Origin of the sequence: Pseudomonas sp. Os17 (assembly GCF_001547895.1) — a bacterium.
In the GTDB taxonomy this organism is placed as follows: Bacteria; Pseudomonadota; Gammaproteobacteria; order Pseudomonadales; family Pseudomonadaceae; genus Aquipseudomonas.
The window spans coordinates 2,710,256-2,727,438 of the sequence record NZ_AP014627.1 but is presented as its reverse complement, the minus strand read 5'-3'; the positions used below and the strand labels follow the sequence as shown (position 1 = coordinate 2,727,438).

The window sequence follows — 17,183 nt, the reverse complement described above, 5'->3', positions numbered from 1 at the left end:
CCTTGCCGGGCCAGCCTTAAGGCAACCTGAAGAGCGCAGAACTGTCTCTTTGCCATCTTCAGATTGGCTTAAGAAAGCCTGCCGATACTCCTCCCCAACACGCCCCGGGAGGCTCTATATCAATGCCTGGCTTCGACTGGAACATCCATCTGCCGCTGCATTTCGGGCGCGACTGCGCCCCACCCCTGACCCTGGACCGCAGCCTGCCCGGGGACGGGCAGCGAGCACTTTTCGAAACCTACGTCAGCCAGCGCTTTCGCCAGGTTCACGGCGCCGATATCCGTCAATTCATGCCCGAGCTGTTCGGCCTCAGCGATCTCCAGGGCGCGCTGTGCGCCGTGGCCGGGGTGCGCCTGGCCAAGGCTGGCCCGCTGTTTCTGGAACGCTACCTGGACGAGCCCATCGAGGACCTGATCAACCTCGCCGCACAACGCCCGGTGGAACGCCAGGGCGTGGTGGAAGTGGGCAACCTGGCGGCCAGCGACACCGGCAGCGCGCGGCTGTCGATCATCGCCATCACCTGGCTGCTGGCCATGGGTGACCTGGAATGGGTGGCGTTCACCGGCAACGTCGGCCTGGTCAACAGTTTCCATCGCCTGGGCCTGCGCCCCCTGACCCTGTGCGCGGCCGACCCCGAGCGCCTGGGTGAAGACCGTCATCACTGGGGCAGCTATTACCAGAGCCAGCCAGCCGTGCATGTGGGCAGTATCCGCGCGGGGTTCATCCATTTGCGCAACATGGGGATGTTCAACCGCCTGGGCCTGCCGCTGTCGTTCGAGGAGAGCAGTCATGTCGCTTGAAGTGCAGCGTTTCAAGGAAGCGCTTCGCCAACACGCCGAACAAAAGACCGTGCATATCGCGCTGTGGGGCGACCGCCTGCGCCTGGACTACGCCACCCTCTACGCCGAGGTGATCTACCGCCAGCAACGCCTGCGCGATGAACAGGTGCAGGTCGTGGCGCTGGCCCTGGACAACGGCCCGGAACTGCTGCTGTGGGATCTGGCCGCGCTGTTCGAGGGCCTGGCCTGCCTGACCCTGCCACCGTTCTTCACCGACGCCCAGCGCCTGCATTGCCTGGAACACAGCCGCGCCGAACTGCTGGTGGCCGAAGACGGCCAGGACGCGGCGCTGCAAGCCGCCGGCTACCAGCGCCAGGGCGAGTTCTGGCGCCGGCGCTTCGACGGGCCGTCGATCATGCCCCCGGGCACCGCGAAACTGACCTTCACCTCCGGCACCACCGGCACCCCCAAGGGCGTATGCCTGGGCGCCGACAGCCTGCTGCGGGTGGCCCGGGAGCTGGAGCAGGCCAGTCATTCCAGCAATCCGCGCCATCACCTGGCGCTGCTGCCGCTGGGGATTCTTCTGGAAAACCTGGGCTGCTACGCCGCGCTCTACGCCGGGGCCACCCTCAGCCTGCCCAGCCAGAAGACCCTGGGCATCCAGGGCGCCAGCGGCGTCGACGCGCCGACCCTGCTCGGCTGCCTGGCCCAGCGCCAGGCCGAGAGCCTGATCCTGGTGCCACAGTTGCTGCTGTTGCTGGTGGCCGCCGCCGAGCAGCGCCAGTTCAACCCCGCCCACCTGCGTTTCGCCGCGGTCGGCGGGGCCAAGGTGTCCCTGGAGCTGCTGCAACGGGCCCAACGCCTGGGCCTGCCGGTCTACGAAGGCTACGGGCTGTCGGAATGCGCCTCGGTGGTGTGCCTCAATCGTCCCGGGGCACATCGTCCGGGCAGCGTCGGCCAGCCCTTGCCCCATGTCCGGGTGCATCTGGCGGCCGATGGCGAGGTACTGATCGAGGGCTCGGTGCTGCTGGGCTACCTGGGGCAGACCGCGACGACCGATGGCTGGTGGCACAGCGGTGATATCGGCGAGTTCGACAGCGACGGCTACCTCTACCTCAAGGGCCGCAAGAAGCATCAGTTCGTCACCAGCTACGGGCGCAACGTCAACCCCGAATGGGTCGAGGCCGAACTGACCCAGCGCAGCCACATTGCCCAGGCCTTCGTCTACGGCGAGGCCCAGCCCCGCAACCACGCCCTGCTCTGGCCCCACCGCGCGGACTGCAGCGACAGCCAGCTGGCCGCCGCCGTGGCCCAGGCCAACGAGGCCTTGCCCGACTACGCCCAGGTCCATCACTGGACCCGCCTGCAACAGCCCTTCACCCCGGCCAACGGCCTGCTGACCGCCAACGGCCGGCCTCGTCGCGAGGCCATCGTCGAACACTATCGCGACCTGCTCTGCCCGACTGTTCACTCCGAGGAATCATCGTCATGAGTTTTTTTGACCAACTGCAAGCGGCCACCGCCCAGGAGCGGGAGCAACTGTTCAACCTGCCGATCATTCGTGAAGCCCTGGCGGGCCAGGTCAGCCTTGAGGGCTACCGGGCCTTCCTGGTCCAGGCCTACTACCACGTGCGCCACACCGTGCCGCTGATGATGGCTTGCGGCGCCCGCCTGCCCGAGCGCCTGGAATGGCTGCGCGGCGCGGTGTGCGAGTACATCGAGGACGAGTACGGCCACGAACAATGGGTGCTCAACGACATCGTCGCCTGCGGCGGCGAGCGCCTGGCGGTGCGCGACGGTCAGCCCTGCCTGGCCATCGAACTGATGGTGAGCTTTCTCTACGACCTGATCGCCCGCGGCAACCCGGTGGGCCTGTTCGGCATGGTCAACGTGCTGGAAGGCACCAGCATCGCCCTGGCCACCCTGGCCGCCGGCAGCATACGGGAGACGCTGCAACTGCCGCAGAGCGCGTTCAGCTACCTGGCGTCCCACGGCGCCCTGGACATCGAACACATGCAGACCTACCGGCGCCTGATGGATCGTCTCGACGATCCTTCCGACCAGGCCGCAGTGATCCATGCCTCGAAGGTGGTCTACCACCTGTACAGCGAGATGTTCCGTGGTCTGCCACGTGTCGGGGAGAGCGCCCATGCGTCTGCCTGAAACCCGCGCGGTGCTCACCGGCGCCAGTGGCGGCATCGGCCTGGCCATCACCGAGGCCCTGTGCGCCAGTGGTGCCCGGGTGCTGGCCGTGGCCCGGCACAAGGAGCCCCTGGCCCACCTGCTGGCGCGCTACCCCGACCAGCTGTGCTGGGTCTCGGCGGAGCTGACCTTCCTCAGCGACCGACGCAAGGTGCTGCTGGCCGCCGAGGCCATCGGCGGGGTCAACCTGTTGATCAACGCCGCCGGAATCAACCACTTCGCCATGCTCGAACAGCTCGACGATGCCGAGATCAACGCCATGCTGGCGGTCAACATCGGCGCGCCGATGTGCCTGACCCGCCTGCTGCTGCCCCTGCTGCAACAGGCTCCCAGCGCCATGGTGGTCAACGTCGGCTCCACCTACGGCTCCATCGGCTACCCCGGCTACGCCGCCTACTGCGCCAGCAAGTTCGCCCTGCGCGGTTTTTCCGAGGCCCTGCGCCGGGAGCTGGCGGACACCCGGGTCAACGTGCTCTATGTGGCGCCGCGCGCCACCCGCACCAGCATGAACAGCCCCGCGGCCCAGGCCTTGAACGATGCCTTGAAAAGCAATGTCGACGATCCGCAGACAGTGGCCAATGCGGTGCTGCACGCCATCGCCGGCGACCACCGCGAGTTGTACCTGGGCTGGCCGGAACGTTTCTTTGTCCGCCTCAACAGCCTGCTGCCGAATCTGGTGGATCGCGGCCTGCGCAAACACCTGCCGCTGATCCGGCGGCTGAGCATCCGTTCCGAACGGGAGCACGAGGAACCATGAAAACCCTGATCAGTGCATTGTTGCTGGGCTGTCTGAGCCTGCCCGCCTGGGCCCTGGATGCCGCCGACCAGCAGCGTCTGAACGGTATCCAGCAAGGCTGGGCGCACATTCAGTACCAACTGCCGGCCGAGCAGCGGGCGGCGGCCTTTGAACAACTGGCCACGCAAACCCGGGCCTTTACCCAGGAGCGTCCCGCGCTGGCGGAGGCCTGGATCTGGTCGGGCATCGTCACCAGCAGTTGGGCCGGCGCCCAGGGCGGACTCGGCGCCCTGAGCAAGGCCAAGGCGGCCAAGGCCGACCTGGAACTGGCCCTGGGCCTGGACCCCAAGGCCCTGCAAGGTTCCGCCTACACCAGCCTCGCCGCGCTGTATGATCGCGTTCCCGGCTGGCCCATCGGTTTCGGCGACGCCGACAAGGCCGAGGAGTTGCTCCGGCAAGCCTTGCAGCAGAACCCCGAGGGCCTGGATAGTCTGTACTTCTGGGGTGACCACCTGTATCGCCAGGGCCGCTACGGCGAAGCCCGGGTCGCCTTGCTCAAGGCCCTGCAGGCGCCGCCGCGCCCCGGTCGGGAAGTGGCCGACCAGGGCCGGCGCGAAGAGATCCGGGCCTTGCTGGCCGAGGTGGGCAAGAAAATCAGATGACCGGAACAGGACAGGAGTCGATGTGCGCTTACTACTGATCGAGGATGACCAGCCCCTGGGCGAAGGTATCCACCAGGCCTTGACCCGCGAAGGCTACACCGTGGACTGGCTCAGGGACGGCAACAGCGCGCTGCATGCGCTGCTCAGCGAAACCTTCGACCTGGCCCTGCTCGATCTGGGCCTGCCGCGCCTGGACGGCCTGCAAGTGCTCAAGCGCCTGCGCGACAGCGGCTCGACCCTGCCGGTGCTGATTCTCACCGCCCGGGATGCCACCGAGGATCGCATCGCCGGCCTCGACGCCGGCGCCGACGACTACCTGATCAAGCCCTTCGACCTGGACGAACTCAAGGCCCGGCTGCGGGCCCTGCTGCGACGCAGCGCCGGCCGCGCCCGGGTGCTGATTGAGCATGCCGGCATCAGCCTCGATCCGGGCACCCAGCAGGTGCATTACCACGGCGAGCCGGTGGCCCTGACGCCCAAGGAATACCAGCTGCTCTACGAACTGCTCTCGCCGCCGGGCCGGGTGATGACCCGCGACCGCCTGCTGCAACTGCTCTACGGCTGGAATGAAGAGGCCGAGAGCAACACCCTGGAAGTGCACATCCACCATTTGCGCAAGAAGTTTTCCGCCGACCTGATCCGCACCATTCGCGGGGTGGGTTACCTGGTGGAGGAGCGTCGATGAATTCGATCCGCCAGCGCACCCTGACCCTGATCATCGGTCTGCTGTTCGCCGGCCTGCTGATTCTGACCAGCTTCAACCTGCACGACAGCAACCATGAGATCGACGAAGTCTACGACGCCCAGTTGGCGCAACATGCCCGGCTGCTTTTGGGCATCATGCGCATGCCCAGCAGCATCGATCAGGCCCAGCTGTATCACGCCTTCAACCTGGCCCTGAGCCAGGCCATGCCCCAGGTCGACGGTCACCCTTACGAAAGCAAGATCGCCTTCCAGGTATGGAACCGCAAAGGCAACCTGCTGGTGCGCACCACCAGCGCCCCGGTCCTGGCGCTACAGCCGCTGGCGCCAGGGTTCGGCAATGAACAGGACGGCAACCACCATCAGTGGCGCACCTTCACCCTGGACGATCCGGACTCAGGCCTGCGGATCTGGGTCGGCGAGCGGGTCGATGTGCGCAGCGACCTGGTCAGCCGCATCATGCGCCACACACTGTGGCCCAACGTCCTGGGCAGCCTGTTGCTGGCCGTGATCATCTGGCTGGCCATCGGCTGGGGCCTGCGCCCCCTGGCCAATATGGCCGCGACCCTGCGGGCGCGCCCCAGCGGTTCCCTGGAACCCTTGCACCTGGAACCCCTGCCCAGGGAGCTGGAACCCATGCAGGCCGCCCTCAACCGCATGCTGACGCAGATTCAGGAGCTGCTGGGGCGCGAGCGACGCTTCATTGCCGACGCCGCCCATGAGCTGCGCACGCCCCTGGCAGTGTTGCGGGTGCACGCGCAGAACCTGCTGCAAGCCGGCACCGAGCAGGAGCGCCGGGCCTCCCTGGAATCGCTGATCCTCGGCGTCGACCGCGCCGGGCGCCTGGTCAACCAGCTGCTGACCATGGCCCGCCTGGAACCCAAGGCGCAGGTGCCCAGCGAACAGCTCATCGACCTGGCCCACACCGTGCGCGACAGCCTGGTGCAGTTGACGCCATGGTTGCTGAACCAGGGCCTGGAACTGTCGTTCGACGTGGACGAACGCGCCTACCCGATCCGCGCGGAAGCGGCCTCCATCGATATCGCCCTGAACAACCTGATCAGCAACGCGGTGAACTTTTCGCCGGCCAATGGCGTGATCAACGTGCGCCTGGCCGAGGTCGGCGAGCACTTCGAACTCAGCGTCGAGGACCAGGGCCCGGGCATCGACGAAAGCCAGCGCGAGCGCTTGTTCGAGCGTTTCTACAGTCGCGGTAACGTCAACGGCGCCGGCCTTGGGCTGACCATCGTCAGCGTCATCGCCCGCCACCTGGGCGGCCGGATCAGCCTCGACAACCTGCCCCAGGGCGGCCTGCGCGCGACCTTGTCGATTCCCTGCCATCAACCGCTGCGGCTGGGCAGTGCCTGGACGGCGCGCCGCGAGCCATAGCCCATGGGCGGGCGCCAGGACTGAACGCTCAGTCCGGCGTGGCCTTCGCGGACAGCGCGATCAAGTGCTCGCTGCAGCCGAAGCCGCCTACCGCATCGTCGTACCAGGACACTTCCACCACCGCAATGCAGCCGTCATAGGACTGCCCCACCGGCGTGCCGTCGGCCTTGAACACTCGCAGGTAGCCGCCAACGCTGTACCGCGAGCTGTCGCCATCACCGGGCATGGTCATGGTGGGAATCCAGGTGCGCCAGCTGAACAGGCGGTACTTCTGGTAGTAAAAGGCCTGATCGGGACTGTAGTTGCGGCCCTGATACGGCGTGCCGTAGTAGAACGAACCGTAGGCCTGATACGCCAGGAACACCGCCAGTGCGGAGCCCAGAATGAGTTTGATTTTTTGCATCGAGAGGGTCGTTCCTTTTACCCGTGGGGTCTTCAAGAGGGGGCCGGTCCAGCAGGCGCAGGCAGGCCTGGACAATCGCCTTGAGCAGCGTCGGGCATGGTCCTCAACGGCGGCGCTCAAAGCGCCGGCATTCTAGAGCAATAGCGGCGCAAAAGAGAGCTGGGATTCCTGCGCTGCAAGGGCTGCCTGGCGCATGGGATCGACGGCAGGCCGGCTCGTTGACAAGCGCCGTGGCAACGCCGACCATCTGCCGCCGTCAGCACTGGCGGATGCCTGGATCGAGGAGTGGCAAGGGTGAAAAGGATGAGCGTATTGCTGTTATCACTGGCCGCTGCCTGCAGCGCGGCCCAGGCCACCAGTGAAGTCGACGCTGCCCGCCAATCCCTGAAGAACTACGGCCTGGCCAACTGCCTGGCCGCGCGCTTCGAGGAACCCTCGGCCATGCGTCAGGACGTCGGCCACGCCGTCGGCATGTACGGCGTGCTGGGGATAGGCCTGTACAACGTGCTGCAGAACGAAGACACCCTGGAAACCCTGCACAACCCCTACACCGCCACCACCGACTACGTGGCACAAGCCTATGAACAGGCCTCGGGGAGCAGCAAATACAGCCGCGACAAGGTGGTGCTGCATGCTTGCCTTGAGGTCTACAACTCCCGGGCCTTCGATGAGTTCATCCAGACCCAGGACCGCTACGTCCGGCCTGGCGGCTAAGGCAGCGAGCGAGCCTGGTGCATGTCGCAAAGACGTTGTTCGAGGTCGAATCCAGCCTGTCGCCCCGGCGCCAGCTGTCCATACTCAAGGGCCCATTCCCCGGTAATGGAAGACCCCCGTGAACCTGCCATCGGTCCTGTCTGAGAACACCCCGCTCCTGGTCAACCCGCTGCGTCTGGAGCAGGACGACTTGCGGCACTTTCAAGAGCGCGGCTTCATCAAGTTGCGCCAACTGCTGACCCCGACAGCCATCGAGCACCTGGGTGAACTGGTCGACAGCCAACTGCGCCCCTGCCGCACCAGCGCCCCCGCCCATGGCGACGGCTTCAGTCGCCTGACCCACCAGCTGGGGCAGATCGGCATCCTCGAACGCCTCTACCGGCAACCGGCCTTCACCCAGGTGCTGACCCGCCTCACGGGCTGCCGGCTGATCGTCAGCGAGGCCCAGAGCTTCGAGCTGCAAACTGGTCGCTCGGGCTTTGCCTGGCACTACGACTCGCTGAACTTTCGCTACATCCGCCCCCAGGACCCGGCCTTCAGCCTGTGGCTGCCGTTGCAGCCGATCCGCCCCGAGCAGCAGGGTGGCGGCATGGCCTGGGTGCCGCTGTCGCGGTGCTCGGCCCAGGCGAACTTCCAGTTCTCGCGCCTGCTGGCCGAAAAGCTGGCCCGGGGCGAGGCGATCGAGGATTTTTCCGCACACCTGCGCCAGACCTACTGCACCCCGGGACTGCTCACCGACAGTTTCGAACAGCAGCGCATCGAAGACAGCTTCGATCCCGGCGACGCCCTGCTGTTCAGCAAATACCTCTGGCACCGCTCCAGCCCCCTGCTGCCCGGCGACCTGCAACGGCGCCAGGCGGTGAGCCTGCGCCTGCTGGACTGGCGCGCGCGCCTCGACCCGCTGCTGCAGGAAGGCGAAACCCGCAGCGCCGGCGGCCTTGGCATGGGTCGTGAAGGCGGCCCGCTGAACCCGGTGTCCTATGGCTCGCGTTTCGTCGATATCCAGCCCGGGGCGCCGATCCGCAGCTCGGCCCATTGCGGGCCGATTCTCTGAGCCAGGCTAGGACTGGGGGCCCAGCAACACCTGCTGCTGGGCCGCGCACAACTCCATCAGGTAGTCCCAGACCACCCGCAGCCGCACCGACTTGTGCAGCTCGCGGCGAGTGCTGATCCAGTAGGCGCGCTGGATGCTCTCGGCCGGCAACAGCGGCACCAGCTGCGGGTCGGCGGCGGCCATGTAGCACGGCAGCACGGCGATCCCCAGGCCGGAACGGGCCGCCTCTTGCTGGGCGATGACGCTGGTGCTGTGGAACACCACTTGCGGGTTGCGGCAGAACTGGTTGAGGAACATCAGCTCCTGGCTGAACAGCAGGTCGTCGACGTAGCCGATCCAGGCGTGGCGCCCCAGATCTTCGCGACTGCGCAGCGGCGGCGCGCGGTCCAGGTAGCTCGGGCTGGCGTACAGCGCCAGGCGGTAGTCAGTGAGCTTGCGGGTCACCAGCATGTCGGCGCTGGGGCGTTCCAGGTGAATGCTGATCTCCGCCTCGCGGTTGAGAATGCTGACAAAGCGCGGCACCGCCACCAGTTCCACCTCCAGCCCCGGATAGCGCTCGAACAGCGCGGACATGCGCCCGGCGAGAAACTTCACCCCCAGGCCTTCGGTGACCCCCACGCGGATCTTGCCCAGGGGCGCGCTGGACTGGGTGATTTCTTCCTGCACCAGCAAGGCGACGTTTTCCATGGCCTCGGCGTGCTTGAGCAGCGCCTCGCCGGCCGGGGTCAGTTCATAGCCCTGGGCATGCTGGACGAACAGCGCGGTGCCCAGGGCCTTCTCCACCGCCTCGATATGCCGGGCCACCGTGGCGTGGGTGGTGTTCAGCCGCCGCGCCGCGGTGAGCAGGCGCCCGCTGCGTTGCAGTTCGAGAAAGTAGCGCAGGTCGTTCCAGTCGAACATGGAAAATCCTTATCGATGTCGAGGTTGGCGGCTGTTAGAAAACGCACAGCGGGTGGGCAAAAACTAACATTCTTTTGACGAAAGCTAACAACTAGGATGAGGCAACAAGAATCAGAACAAGAAGAGGTCATGGATGCTTCCCGCCTTTGACGCCTACGACTACATCGTGGTCGGCGCCGGTCCCGCCGGCTGTCTGCTGGCCAATCGCCTGTCGGCCAATCCCCAGCACCGGGTGCTGCTGCTGGAAGCCGGCGGCCGCGACAACTACCCCTGGATCCACATTCCCGTGGGCTACCTGTTCTGCATCGGCAACCCGCGTACCGACTGGTGCTTCAAGACCGAGGCCGAACCGGGCCTCCAGGGCCGCAGCTTGAGCTACCCGCGGGGCAAGGTGCTGGGCGGCTGCTCATCGATCAACGGCATGATCTACATGCGCGGCCAGGCCGCCGACTACGACGGCTGGGCCGCCGCAGGCAACCCGGGCTGGAGCTGGCAGGATGTGCTGCCGCTGTTCAAGAAAAGCGAAAACCACTTTGCCGGGGGCAGCGAGTTGCACGGCGCCGCCGGCGAATGGCGGGTCGAGCGCCAGCGCCTGTCGTGGCCGATCCTCGATGCCTTCCGCACTGCTGCGCAGCAGAGCGGCATCGGCAACATCGACGACTTCAACGGCGGCGACAACGAAGGCTGCGGCTACTTCCAGGTCAACCAGAAGGCCGGGGTGCGCTGGAACGCCGCCAAGGCCTTTCTCAAGCCGATCGCCCAGCGCCCCAACCTGGTGGTGCTGACCGGGGTCGAGGTGCAGCGGCTGATCCTTGAGGACGGCCGCGCCACGGCGGTACACGCCAGCTGCCAGGGGCGCCTGGAGCAGTTCAAGGCGCGCCGCGAGATCATTCTCTGCGCCGGCGCCATCGGCTCGCCAAGCATCCTGCAGCGCTCGGGCATTGGTCCGGCGCCGCTCCTGCAACGCTTGGGGGTAGGCGTCAGCCATGCCCTGCCCGGGGTCGGCGAAAACCTTCAGGACCACCTGCAACTGCGCTTGATCTACCAGCTGGAAAACGCCCGCACCCTGAACCAGATCGCCGGCAGCCTGTGGGGCAAGATGGGCATGGGCCTGCGCTACCTGTATGACCGCAGCGGCCCGCTGTCCATGGCCCCGAGCCAGCTGGGCGCCTTCGCCCGCTCGGCCCCGGAGCAGACCCGGGCCAACCTCGAATACCACGTGCAGCCGCTGTCCCTGGAGCGCTTCGGCGAGCCCTTGCACAGCTTCCCGGCCTTTACCGCCTCGGTCTGCGACCTGCGCCCGCAGAGCCGGGGCCGGGTCGAGATCCGCTCGGTGGACGCTGGCGCTGCGCCGTTGATCCAGCCCAACTACCTGAGCCATCCCGAGGACCTGCGGATCGCCGCCGACGCCATCCGCCTGACCCGGCGCATCGTCGGCGCACCGGCCCTGCAGCCGTTCAAACCCTGCGAATACCTGCCGGGGCCGCAACTGCAAACCGAAGAGCAACTGCATGAAGCGGCGGCGCGGATCGGCACCACCATCTTCCACCCGGTGGGCACCTGCCGCATGGGCAGCGACGCCCACGCCGTGGTGGACGCGCAGCTGCGGGTGCACGGCATTCCCGGGCTGCGCATTGCCGATGCCTCGATCATGCCGCGCATCACCTCGGGCAATACCTGCTCGCCGACCCTGATGATCGCCGAGAAGGCCGCCGAACTGATCCTCGCCAGCGTCCCCAGGAGTACCGTCCAGCACAAGCAACCCGCCACCCCGGCATGACCGTAGGAACAGATGCACCTGAGTAGGAGCTGGCTTGCCGGCGAAGGCGCCTCCAAGGCCGGCACCTGGCTCAAGGGCCTCTTCGCTGGCAAGCCAGCTCCTACGCAATAGCGGTAACAGTTGCACCCGATGTAGGGGCCGCTTCGCTGGCAAGCCAGCTCCTACGGTCGGCAGGGAAACGAAGGCTTAACGCGCGCGCGGTAAGCCCGCAACAACGGCGCCGGTCACGGCGTCGGCAGTGGAACAACAACAATAATCACTGTAAGGAAGCCCCCCATGTCAGAACACGTACAGCCCCTGAACCCCACCCTGCAGGACACCACCGCCCAAGGCGGGCAGAAGGTCATCTTCGCCTCGTCCCTCGGCACGGTGTTCGAGTGGTACGACTTCTTTCTCTATGGCGCCCTGGCGGCGGTGATCAGCAAGCAGTTCTTCGCCGGGGTCAATGACACCACGGCGTTCATCTTCGCCTTGATGGCCTTCGCCGCCGGCTTCGTCGTGCGACCGTTCGGTGCCCTGGTGTTCGGGCGCCTGGGGGACATGATCGGGCGCAAGTACACCTTCCTCGCCACCATCGTCCTCATGGGCATGGCGACCTTCGCCGTGGGCCTGCTGCCCAACTACGCCAGCATCGGCATCGCCGCGCCAATCATCCTGGTGGCCCTGCGCATGCTCCAGGGCCTGGCCCTGGGCGGTGAGTACGGTGGCGCCGCGACCTATGTCGCCGAGCACGCGCCCCAGGGCAAGCGTGGCTTGCACACCAGCTGGATCCAGTCCACCGCGACCCTGGGCCTGCTGCTGTCGCTGCTGGTGGTGCTGGCCTGCCGTTACTTCACTGGCGATCAGTTCGAGGTCTGGGGCTGGCGCTTGCCGTTCCTGCTGTCCATCGTCCTGCTGGGCATCTCCACCTGGATCCGCATGAGCCTGCACGAGTCGCCAGCCTTCCTGAAAATGAAAGAGGAAGGCCGCGCCAGCAAGGCACCGATCCGCGAGTCCTTCGGCAAATGGGAGAACCTCAAGGTGGTGCTGATCGCCCTGTTCAGCATCAACGCCGGGCAGGCGGTGACCTTCTATGCCGCGCAGTTCTACGTGTTGTTCTTCCTGACCCAGTTCCTCAAGATGGACCCGGCCCTGGCCAACAGCCTGCTGATCATCAGCGTGGTGATCGGCGCGCCGATGTTCATCTTCTTCGGCTGGCTCTCGGACAAGGTCGGCCGCAAGCCGGTGCTGATGCTCGGCCTGTTGCTGGCCACGCTGCTGTACTTCCCGATCTTCAAGGCCCTGGCCCACTACGCCAACCCGGCCATCGACCAGGCCAGCCGCCAGGCGCCGATCAGCGTCAGCGCCGACCCGGCCACCTGCACCTTCCAGTTCGACCCGGTGGGCAAGGCGCGCTTCGACAGCCCCTGCGACAAGGTCAAGACCTTCCTGGTGAAACAGGGTCTGCCCTACAGCAGCGTCGCCGCCCCGGCCGGTAGCCCGGTGCAGGTCAGCGTCGGCGAGGTGAAGATCGACGGCTTCGACGAAGCGGCCCTGCGCGGCGCGGTGACCCTGGCCGGCTATCCGCAGCAGGCCGATACCCAGAACGTCAACAAGCCCATGGTGGTGGTGCTGATCGTGGCGCTGATCCTGATTGCCGCCATGTGCTACGGGCCGCTGGCGGCGCTGATGGTGGAACTGTTTCCGACGCGGATCCGCTACACCTCGATGTCCCTGCCCTACCACATCGGCAACGGCTGGTTCGGTGGTTTCCTGCCGACCGTGTCCTTTGCCCTGGTGGTCTACACCGGCGACATCTTCTATGGCCTGTGGTACCCGGTGCTGATTACCGGGGTCAGCCTGGTGGTGGGGTTGTTGTGCCTGCGGGAAACCCGCGATGTGGACATCAACCATGGCTGATGGCCAAGCCCGCTCCGCCGCTGGCCTGGCTTTCGGGCTGATGCTGAGGAACTGATGGTCGGTGCATGGCCAGGCGGCCCGGAACAGCCCCCCGGAGCACAGGAATGCGGGCTTCGACGGGCCGCCGCAATCCTGCCGGGTGTCGCTGTCCAGCGGGTTGAGGCGGGCCAGCATGTCGCTGCCCCGGTCGGCCCGCGCCCTGGGCAACAGGCACAGGTGTAGAGCGGCTTGAATAAAGCCCCGGGTTGCGCCACTGTCTCGGCACTTTTTCCGGCGGAGTCCGAACATGCTGTTGATCTTTCCCACGGTGCTGGCCCTGGCCTTGATCCTGATGTTGTGGCGCCGTCAGAACGCCCTCCAGGCCTTGCGCCGGGAAGCCCATATCCGCAATTTCACCCTGCCGCCCAGGCTGTTCGAACCGCTGCGCACCCAGCATCCGCACCTGAGCCTCAAGGACTGCCAACTGGTGGCCCAGGGCTTGCGCCAGTTCTTCCTGGCCTACCTCAAGGGCGGCCAGCACTACGTGTCGATGCCATCCCAGGTGGTGGACGACCTGTGGCACGAGTTCATCCTGCATACCCGGGATTATCAGCAGTTCTGCGACAAGGCCTTCGGCCAGTTCCTCCATCACACTCCCGCCGCGGTGCTCGGCCAGAACGCTGCGCGCAAAAGCGACAACGGCCTGCGTCGGGTCTGGCGTCTGGCCTGCCTGGAAGAAAACATCAACCCTGCCCAGCCCAGCCGCCTGCCGCTGCTGTTCGCCCTGGATGCCAAGCTGAAAATCGCTCGGGGCTTTCACTACGTCGCTGACTGCCAGTCCCTGCGGCGTCTGACGGACAACGCCACCACGGCTGCCGTGGTGCACTGCGGCAGCGAGCTGTACAGCAGTTCCTTCGACAGCGACTCCTCCAGCAGTGGCAGCGACAGTGACGGCTCGCGTTTCGGCGGCGACGGGGACAGTGGCGGCAGCGATGGCGGCGGGGGCGACAGCAGCGGTTGCGGGGGCGGCGGTTGTGGCGGCGGGGGCGGCGACTGATCACCCGTGGGCCAGCGCCACCGACAGCCAGGTGGCCGAGGCAATGTCCTGGCGCTGTGATTTGCCTGGCGCGGGCGCAGACCAGGAGGCTTGCCTGAGCGTTGAGCGAAACCGACACAGGCACACGGGCTGGGCGCGATGCCCAGCACCCACATCAGAGCGCGCGGGCGTGAAAAAAACCGGGCGTTAGAACAAGCGGATCGCCAGTCCGAAAACGCTCGCCCCATACCATGACTTCTTCTTGCGACGGCAACAGCATGGGGCGTAATCGATACCCTTTGAGCAGGGCCTCGACGCCTTGAGCAAAATCATGCCCAACAAAAAGCATTATGGGCGCGACCAATCCGTTCGAGAACAAACGGCCTTGGCTATCCAGCCAGAGCTGTGCATGACCATGATGTACATCACCCAGGCAAACAAAGTGGGTGTGCAGCGCTTCTTGCCAGCCATGTACTTGTTCATCGGGGCACGCAGGACACCCAAACTCTATGTCACTAGAGGCACACTCCGCCCCCGCGCCGGTATGCCCTACGGTCAATTCGCCAAATGCTTGCAGGATGCGAAATGCCGGATGTGCGCGGGGTACGTGACTATCAACCACAACGGCCCTGCCAGGGGCCCACCCGGCATCTCTGAAAAACGGCTCTATGTTCGGAGTAAGGAGGTTCATGCGGCGAAGATAATCAAAGTGCAGGAAAACCGCAAAAGCCCTGTATACGGCCCCTGCCGGAAGGCTATCAGCTGCTCTGCGCGTCAAGTCGACATCCACGACTATCGACGGCCAGCCAATGCCTGCCTCGATCAAACCTGCCCAGGACCGGGGAAAACAAGGGGAAGAGTGATGTGGAAGCGGCGCATCGCGCGCCGCTCCACTGTTTCCGATCAATCAGGCGATGATGTCGGTGACAGCCGCCTGGCCCACGGTGCCCACGGCGAAGTCCACCGCGCCATGACCGGTGAGGTCGATCATCAGGCTGGTCTGGTTGGTTTCGGCGAAGTAGGTGAGGATCGCATCGCCCGCGTGGCCGGTGAAGCCGCTGACGAAGTTCAGGGTGGCGCCGGTGGAGGCAAACAGGCCGCTGAGGTCGATCTTGTCCTCGCCACTGGCGAAATCCATGATCCAGTCCGGGGCGTCGAAGGTCGAATCTGAAGCTGCGCCGAACACGAAGGTGTCGGCCCCTGCCCCGCCCCACAGCGTATCGCCACCGCCACCGCCGTAGAGGATGTCGTTGCCGGCACCGCCTTCGAGGATGTTCGCCGCAGCGTTGCCGATCAGCAGGTCATTGCCCGAACCGCCGATGGCGTTTTCCACGGTCACGCCGTGGGCGATGGAGACGTTGCCCACCAGGCCGCCAACGTCGGAGAAGCCGCCCTGGTTGAGGTTGATCTTCTGGTTCTGGCTGAAGCCGGAGAAGTCCAGGGTGTCATTGCCGCCGCCGTCCCACACCGCGAACACCAGTTTGTCGGCATTGGAGTGGGCACTGTAGAAATCCCGCCCGGTGTTGGAGTTGAAGCCGTACACCGTGTCGTCCGCGCGGGTTTCAAGGTTGGCGCCATAGAGCTTCTGCACCGCGACGATATCGTCGAGCAACGGTGCCGAAGCATAGGCGCCGCTGCCGTCCTTGCTGAAGTTCTGCCCGGTGTTGCCCTCGCTCCAGTAGCTCATCAGGCTGTAGCCGCGGGTGTCCTGGGCGTAGGTGACATCGTTGTAGGTGGGGTTGCCGTTGCCGGCGTTGTACACACCCGGGTGGGACAGGCCCAGGGTGTGGCCGATCTCGTGGGTCAGGGTCTGACGGCCGTAGTTGCCGTTGCCCGGGGTTTCGTTGACCCGATACTGGTCGTTGATCAGGTACCAGGACTGGCCATCGTAGCTGCCGCCGGACGGCAGGTAGGCGAAGGCTGCGCCGCCGGTGCTGACGTTGTAGTTGCCGAAGGTCATGTGACCATCGCCACCCTTGGCGGCCTCGCTGAAGGTGACGTTGGCCACGTCCGACCAGGACTGCAGGGACAACAGCGCCTGGGCCTTCTGCAAGGCGCTGAACTCGCTGAAGCTGCCCAGGGCCGGGTTGTAGTTGGCCGGCTTTTCAGTGAGGAAACTGTAGGTCAGGTCGATCTTGCCGTCGCCATTCTGGTCATGCCAGGACAGGCCCTTGCGCAGGATCGAATCCGCCGCCTGGTCGGCGGTGAAGGATGGCTTGCCGTTCACCAGCGCGCTGCCACCGCGGTCATACAGGTGGCTGAAGGTCTGGACCTGCAGGTAGGCACTGCTGGCCGCTGCACCGGGAATGATCGCGTTTTCGTTGATTTGCGAGAGTGTCTTCGACATTGCTACGTCCTTGTTCAAGACAAAAATTTTCCGATAGAACAGCCACGACCCCGCCCGCGAGATCGTCCTATCACTCGCCCGTTGAGGCGCAGAAAAACTGACACAATCGTCAACTTCCAGTCCACGATTTTCTTTGTCTGACAATCGTCCGAAAGCGCTCTGGCTCGGGGTCGATTTTCCACTCGCGCGCCGCTCCGGCAGCGGATAGGCTAAGCAGCGATCGGAGGCAGAAAATGCTCACACCAAGCGCTGCCCCGCCGCTGTTCCATGAGGAGTCCGCTATGCGCAAAATCCTGCTGCTGGGCACTTTGATGATCTTCGCCGGCGCTGCCCACGCCGAAGGCATTCCGCTGTTCAACGTCTCCTGCCCGGGCAATCTGGCGGTCAGCGCCGACCAGGGCGGACCGATTTACATCAACGGCAAGGCGGTCAAGAACAGCGCCGTGGATGACCGGCATTTCCAGGTCAAGACCGCTGAAATCACCCTGGCCATCAGCGTCGAAGACGACGATTCGGTGACCGTGAAGTACACCGACAAGCATGGCGCCAGTGGCCTGTGCGAAGCGGTGGACGATTGAGCCGCCCTTAGTCTTTTCTCCCT

At 65.6% G+C, this 17,183-nt stretch carries 17 protein-coding genes and 1 pseudogene; 13 read left to right on the top strand and 5 right to left on the bottom strand.

Annotated elements, in window-relative coordinates; all coding sequences use genetic code 11:
- Window positions 1-122: 122 nt before the first annotated feature.
- From POS17_RS12360 to POS17_RS12330, 7 genes are read left to right on the top strand one after another with little or no spacing between them, the layout of a single operon-like run.
- Entirely contained in the window at window positions 123-800 is a 678-nt protein-coding gene (locus POS17_RS12360; protein ID WP_060838813.1) for a thermostable hemolysin, read from the top strand.
- Window positions 790-2,271, top strand: a complete 1,482-nt coding sequence (locus tag POS17_RS12355) for an AMP-binding protein (RefSeq protein WP_060838812.1) — start codon at window positions 790-792, stop codon at window positions 2,269-2,271. Before POS17_RS12360 ends, POS17_RS12355 begins: the two co-directional genes overlap by 11 nt.
- Entirely contained in the window at window positions 2,268-2,942 is a 675-nt protein-coding gene (locus POS17_RS12350; protein WP_060838811.1) for a TenA family transcriptional regulator, read from the top strand. Before POS17_RS12355 ends, POS17_RS12350 begins: the two co-directional genes overlap by 4 nt.
- Window positions 2,929-3,738, top strand: coding sequence for an SDR family oxidoreductase (locus POS17_RS12345; RefSeq protein ID WP_060838810.1), 810 nt, complete (start codon window positions 2,929-2,931; stop codon window positions 3,736-3,738). The genes POS17_RS12350 and POS17_RS12345 overlap by 14 nt, the downstream gene beginning before the upstream one ends.
- On the top strand, window positions 3,735-4,379 hold the full coding sequence (locus POS17_RS12340; protein WP_060838809.1) for a tetratricopeptide repeat protein: 645 nt from the start codon (window positions 3,735-3,737) through the stop codon (window positions 4,377-4,379). Before POS17_RS12345 ends, POS17_RS12340 begins: the two co-directional genes overlap by 4 nt.
- A gap of 22 nt (window positions 4,380-4,401) precedes the next feature.
- Complete coding sequence (locus POS17_RS12335) at window positions 4,402-5,064, top strand: response regulator (RefSeq protein ID WP_060838808.1); 663 nt, start codon at window positions 4,402-4,404, stop codon at window positions 5,062-5,064.
- Window positions 5,061-6,470: an ATP-binding protein gene (locus POS17_RS12330; protein ID WP_060838807.1), complete on the top strand. Its 1,410-nt coding sequence runs from the start codon at window positions 5,061-5,063 to the stop codon at window positions 6,468-6,470. The genes POS17_RS12335 and POS17_RS12330 overlap by 4 nt, the downstream gene beginning before the upstream one ends.
- A gap of 28 nt (window positions 6,471-6,498) precedes the next feature.
- Here POS17_RS12330 and POS17_RS12325 read toward each other — a convergent pair whose 3' ends face one another.
- Complete coding sequence (locus POS17_RS12325) at window positions 6,499-6,873, bottom strand: hypothetical protein (RefSeq protein WP_060838806.1); 375 nt, start codon at window positions 6,871-6,873, stop codon at window positions 6,499-6,501.
- A 303-nt stretch (window positions 6,874-7,176) separates the two neighbouring features.
- Here POS17_RS12325 and POS17_RS12320 point away from each other — a divergent pair, with 303 nt between their 5' ends.
- Entirely contained in the window at window positions 7,177-7,587 is a 411-nt protein-coding gene (locus POS17_RS12320) for a hypothetical protein (RefSeq protein ID WP_231979028.1), read from the top strand.
- A 118-nt stretch (window positions 7,588-7,705) separates the two neighbouring features.
- Window positions 7,706-8,641: a phytanoyl-CoA dioxygenase family protein gene (locus POS17_RS12315; protein ID WP_060838804.1), complete on the top strand. Its 936-nt coding sequence runs from the start codon at window positions 7,706-7,708 to the stop codon at window positions 8,639-8,641.
- 6 nt (window positions 8,642-8,647) lie between these two features.
- On the opposite strand, the gene POS17_RS12310 is transcribed toward POS17_RS12315, so the two are convergent.
- Window positions 8,648-9,541, bottom strand: coding sequence for a LysR family transcriptional regulator (locus POS17_RS12310; RefSeq protein WP_060838803.1), 894 nt, complete (start codon window positions 9,539-9,541; stop codon window positions 8,648-8,650).
- A 133-nt stretch (window positions 9,542-9,674) separates the two neighbouring features.
- Here POS17_RS12310 and POS17_RS12305 point away from each other — a divergent pair, with 133 nt between their 5' ends.
- Window positions 9,675-11,321: a GMC family oxidoreductase gene (locus POS17_RS12305; protein WP_060838802.1), complete on the top strand. Its 1,647-nt coding sequence runs from the start codon at window positions 9,675-9,677 to the stop codon at window positions 11,319-11,321.
- Window positions 11,322-11,597: 276 nt separating this feature from the next.
- Window positions 11,598-13,220, top strand: a complete 1,623-nt coding sequence (locus POS17_RS12300) for an MFS transporter (RefSeq protein WP_060838801.1) — start codon at window positions 11,598-11,600, stop codon at window positions 13,218-13,220.
- Window positions 13,221-13,244: 24 nt separating this feature from the next.
- Here POS17_RS12300 and POS17_RS32690 read toward each other — a convergent pair.
- A pseudogene (locus tag POS17_RS32690) lies at window positions 13,245-13,394 on the bottom strand (DUF2599 domain-containing protein); the annotation flags it as partial.
- A gap of 112 nt (window positions 13,395-13,506) precedes the next feature.
- Here POS17_RS32690 and POS17_RS12295 point away from each other — a divergent pair.
- Window positions 13,507-14,256 carry a glycine-rich domain-containing protein gene (locus POS17_RS12295; protein ID WP_060838800.1) on the top strand — a complete coding sequence of 250 codons (750 nt, stop codon included), beginning with the start codon at window positions 13,507-13,509 and terminating at the stop codon, window positions 14,254-14,256.
- A 154-nt stretch (window positions 14,257-14,410) separates the two neighbouring features.
- Here POS17_RS12295 and POS17_RS30935 read toward each other — a convergent pair whose 3' ends face one another.
- Both POS17_RS30935 and POS17_RS12290 read right to left on the bottom strand, forming a co-directional pair.
- Window positions 14,411-15,013, bottom strand: coding sequence for an SUKH-3 domain-containing protein (locus tag POS17_RS30935; protein ID WP_129405577.1), 603 nt, complete (start codon window positions 15,011-15,013; stop codon window positions 14,411-14,413).
- Window positions 15,014-15,142: 129 nt separating this feature from the next.
- On the bottom strand, window positions 15,143-16,582 hold the full coding sequence (locus POS17_RS12290; RefSeq protein WP_060838799.1) for a serralysin family metalloprotease: 1,440 nt from the start codon (window positions 16,580-16,582) through the stop codon (window positions 15,143-15,145).
- Between the two features lie 281 nt (window positions 16,583-16,863).
- Between POS17_RS12290 and POS17_RS12285 the strand changes: the two genes are divergently transcribed.
- Complete coding sequence (locus POS17_RS12285; protein ID WP_016968706.1) at window positions 16,864-17,160, top strand: hypothetical protein; 297 nt, start codon at window positions 16,864-16,866, stop codon at window positions 17,158-17,160.
- The last annotated feature ends 23 nt before the right edge of the window (window positions 17,161-17,183 follow it).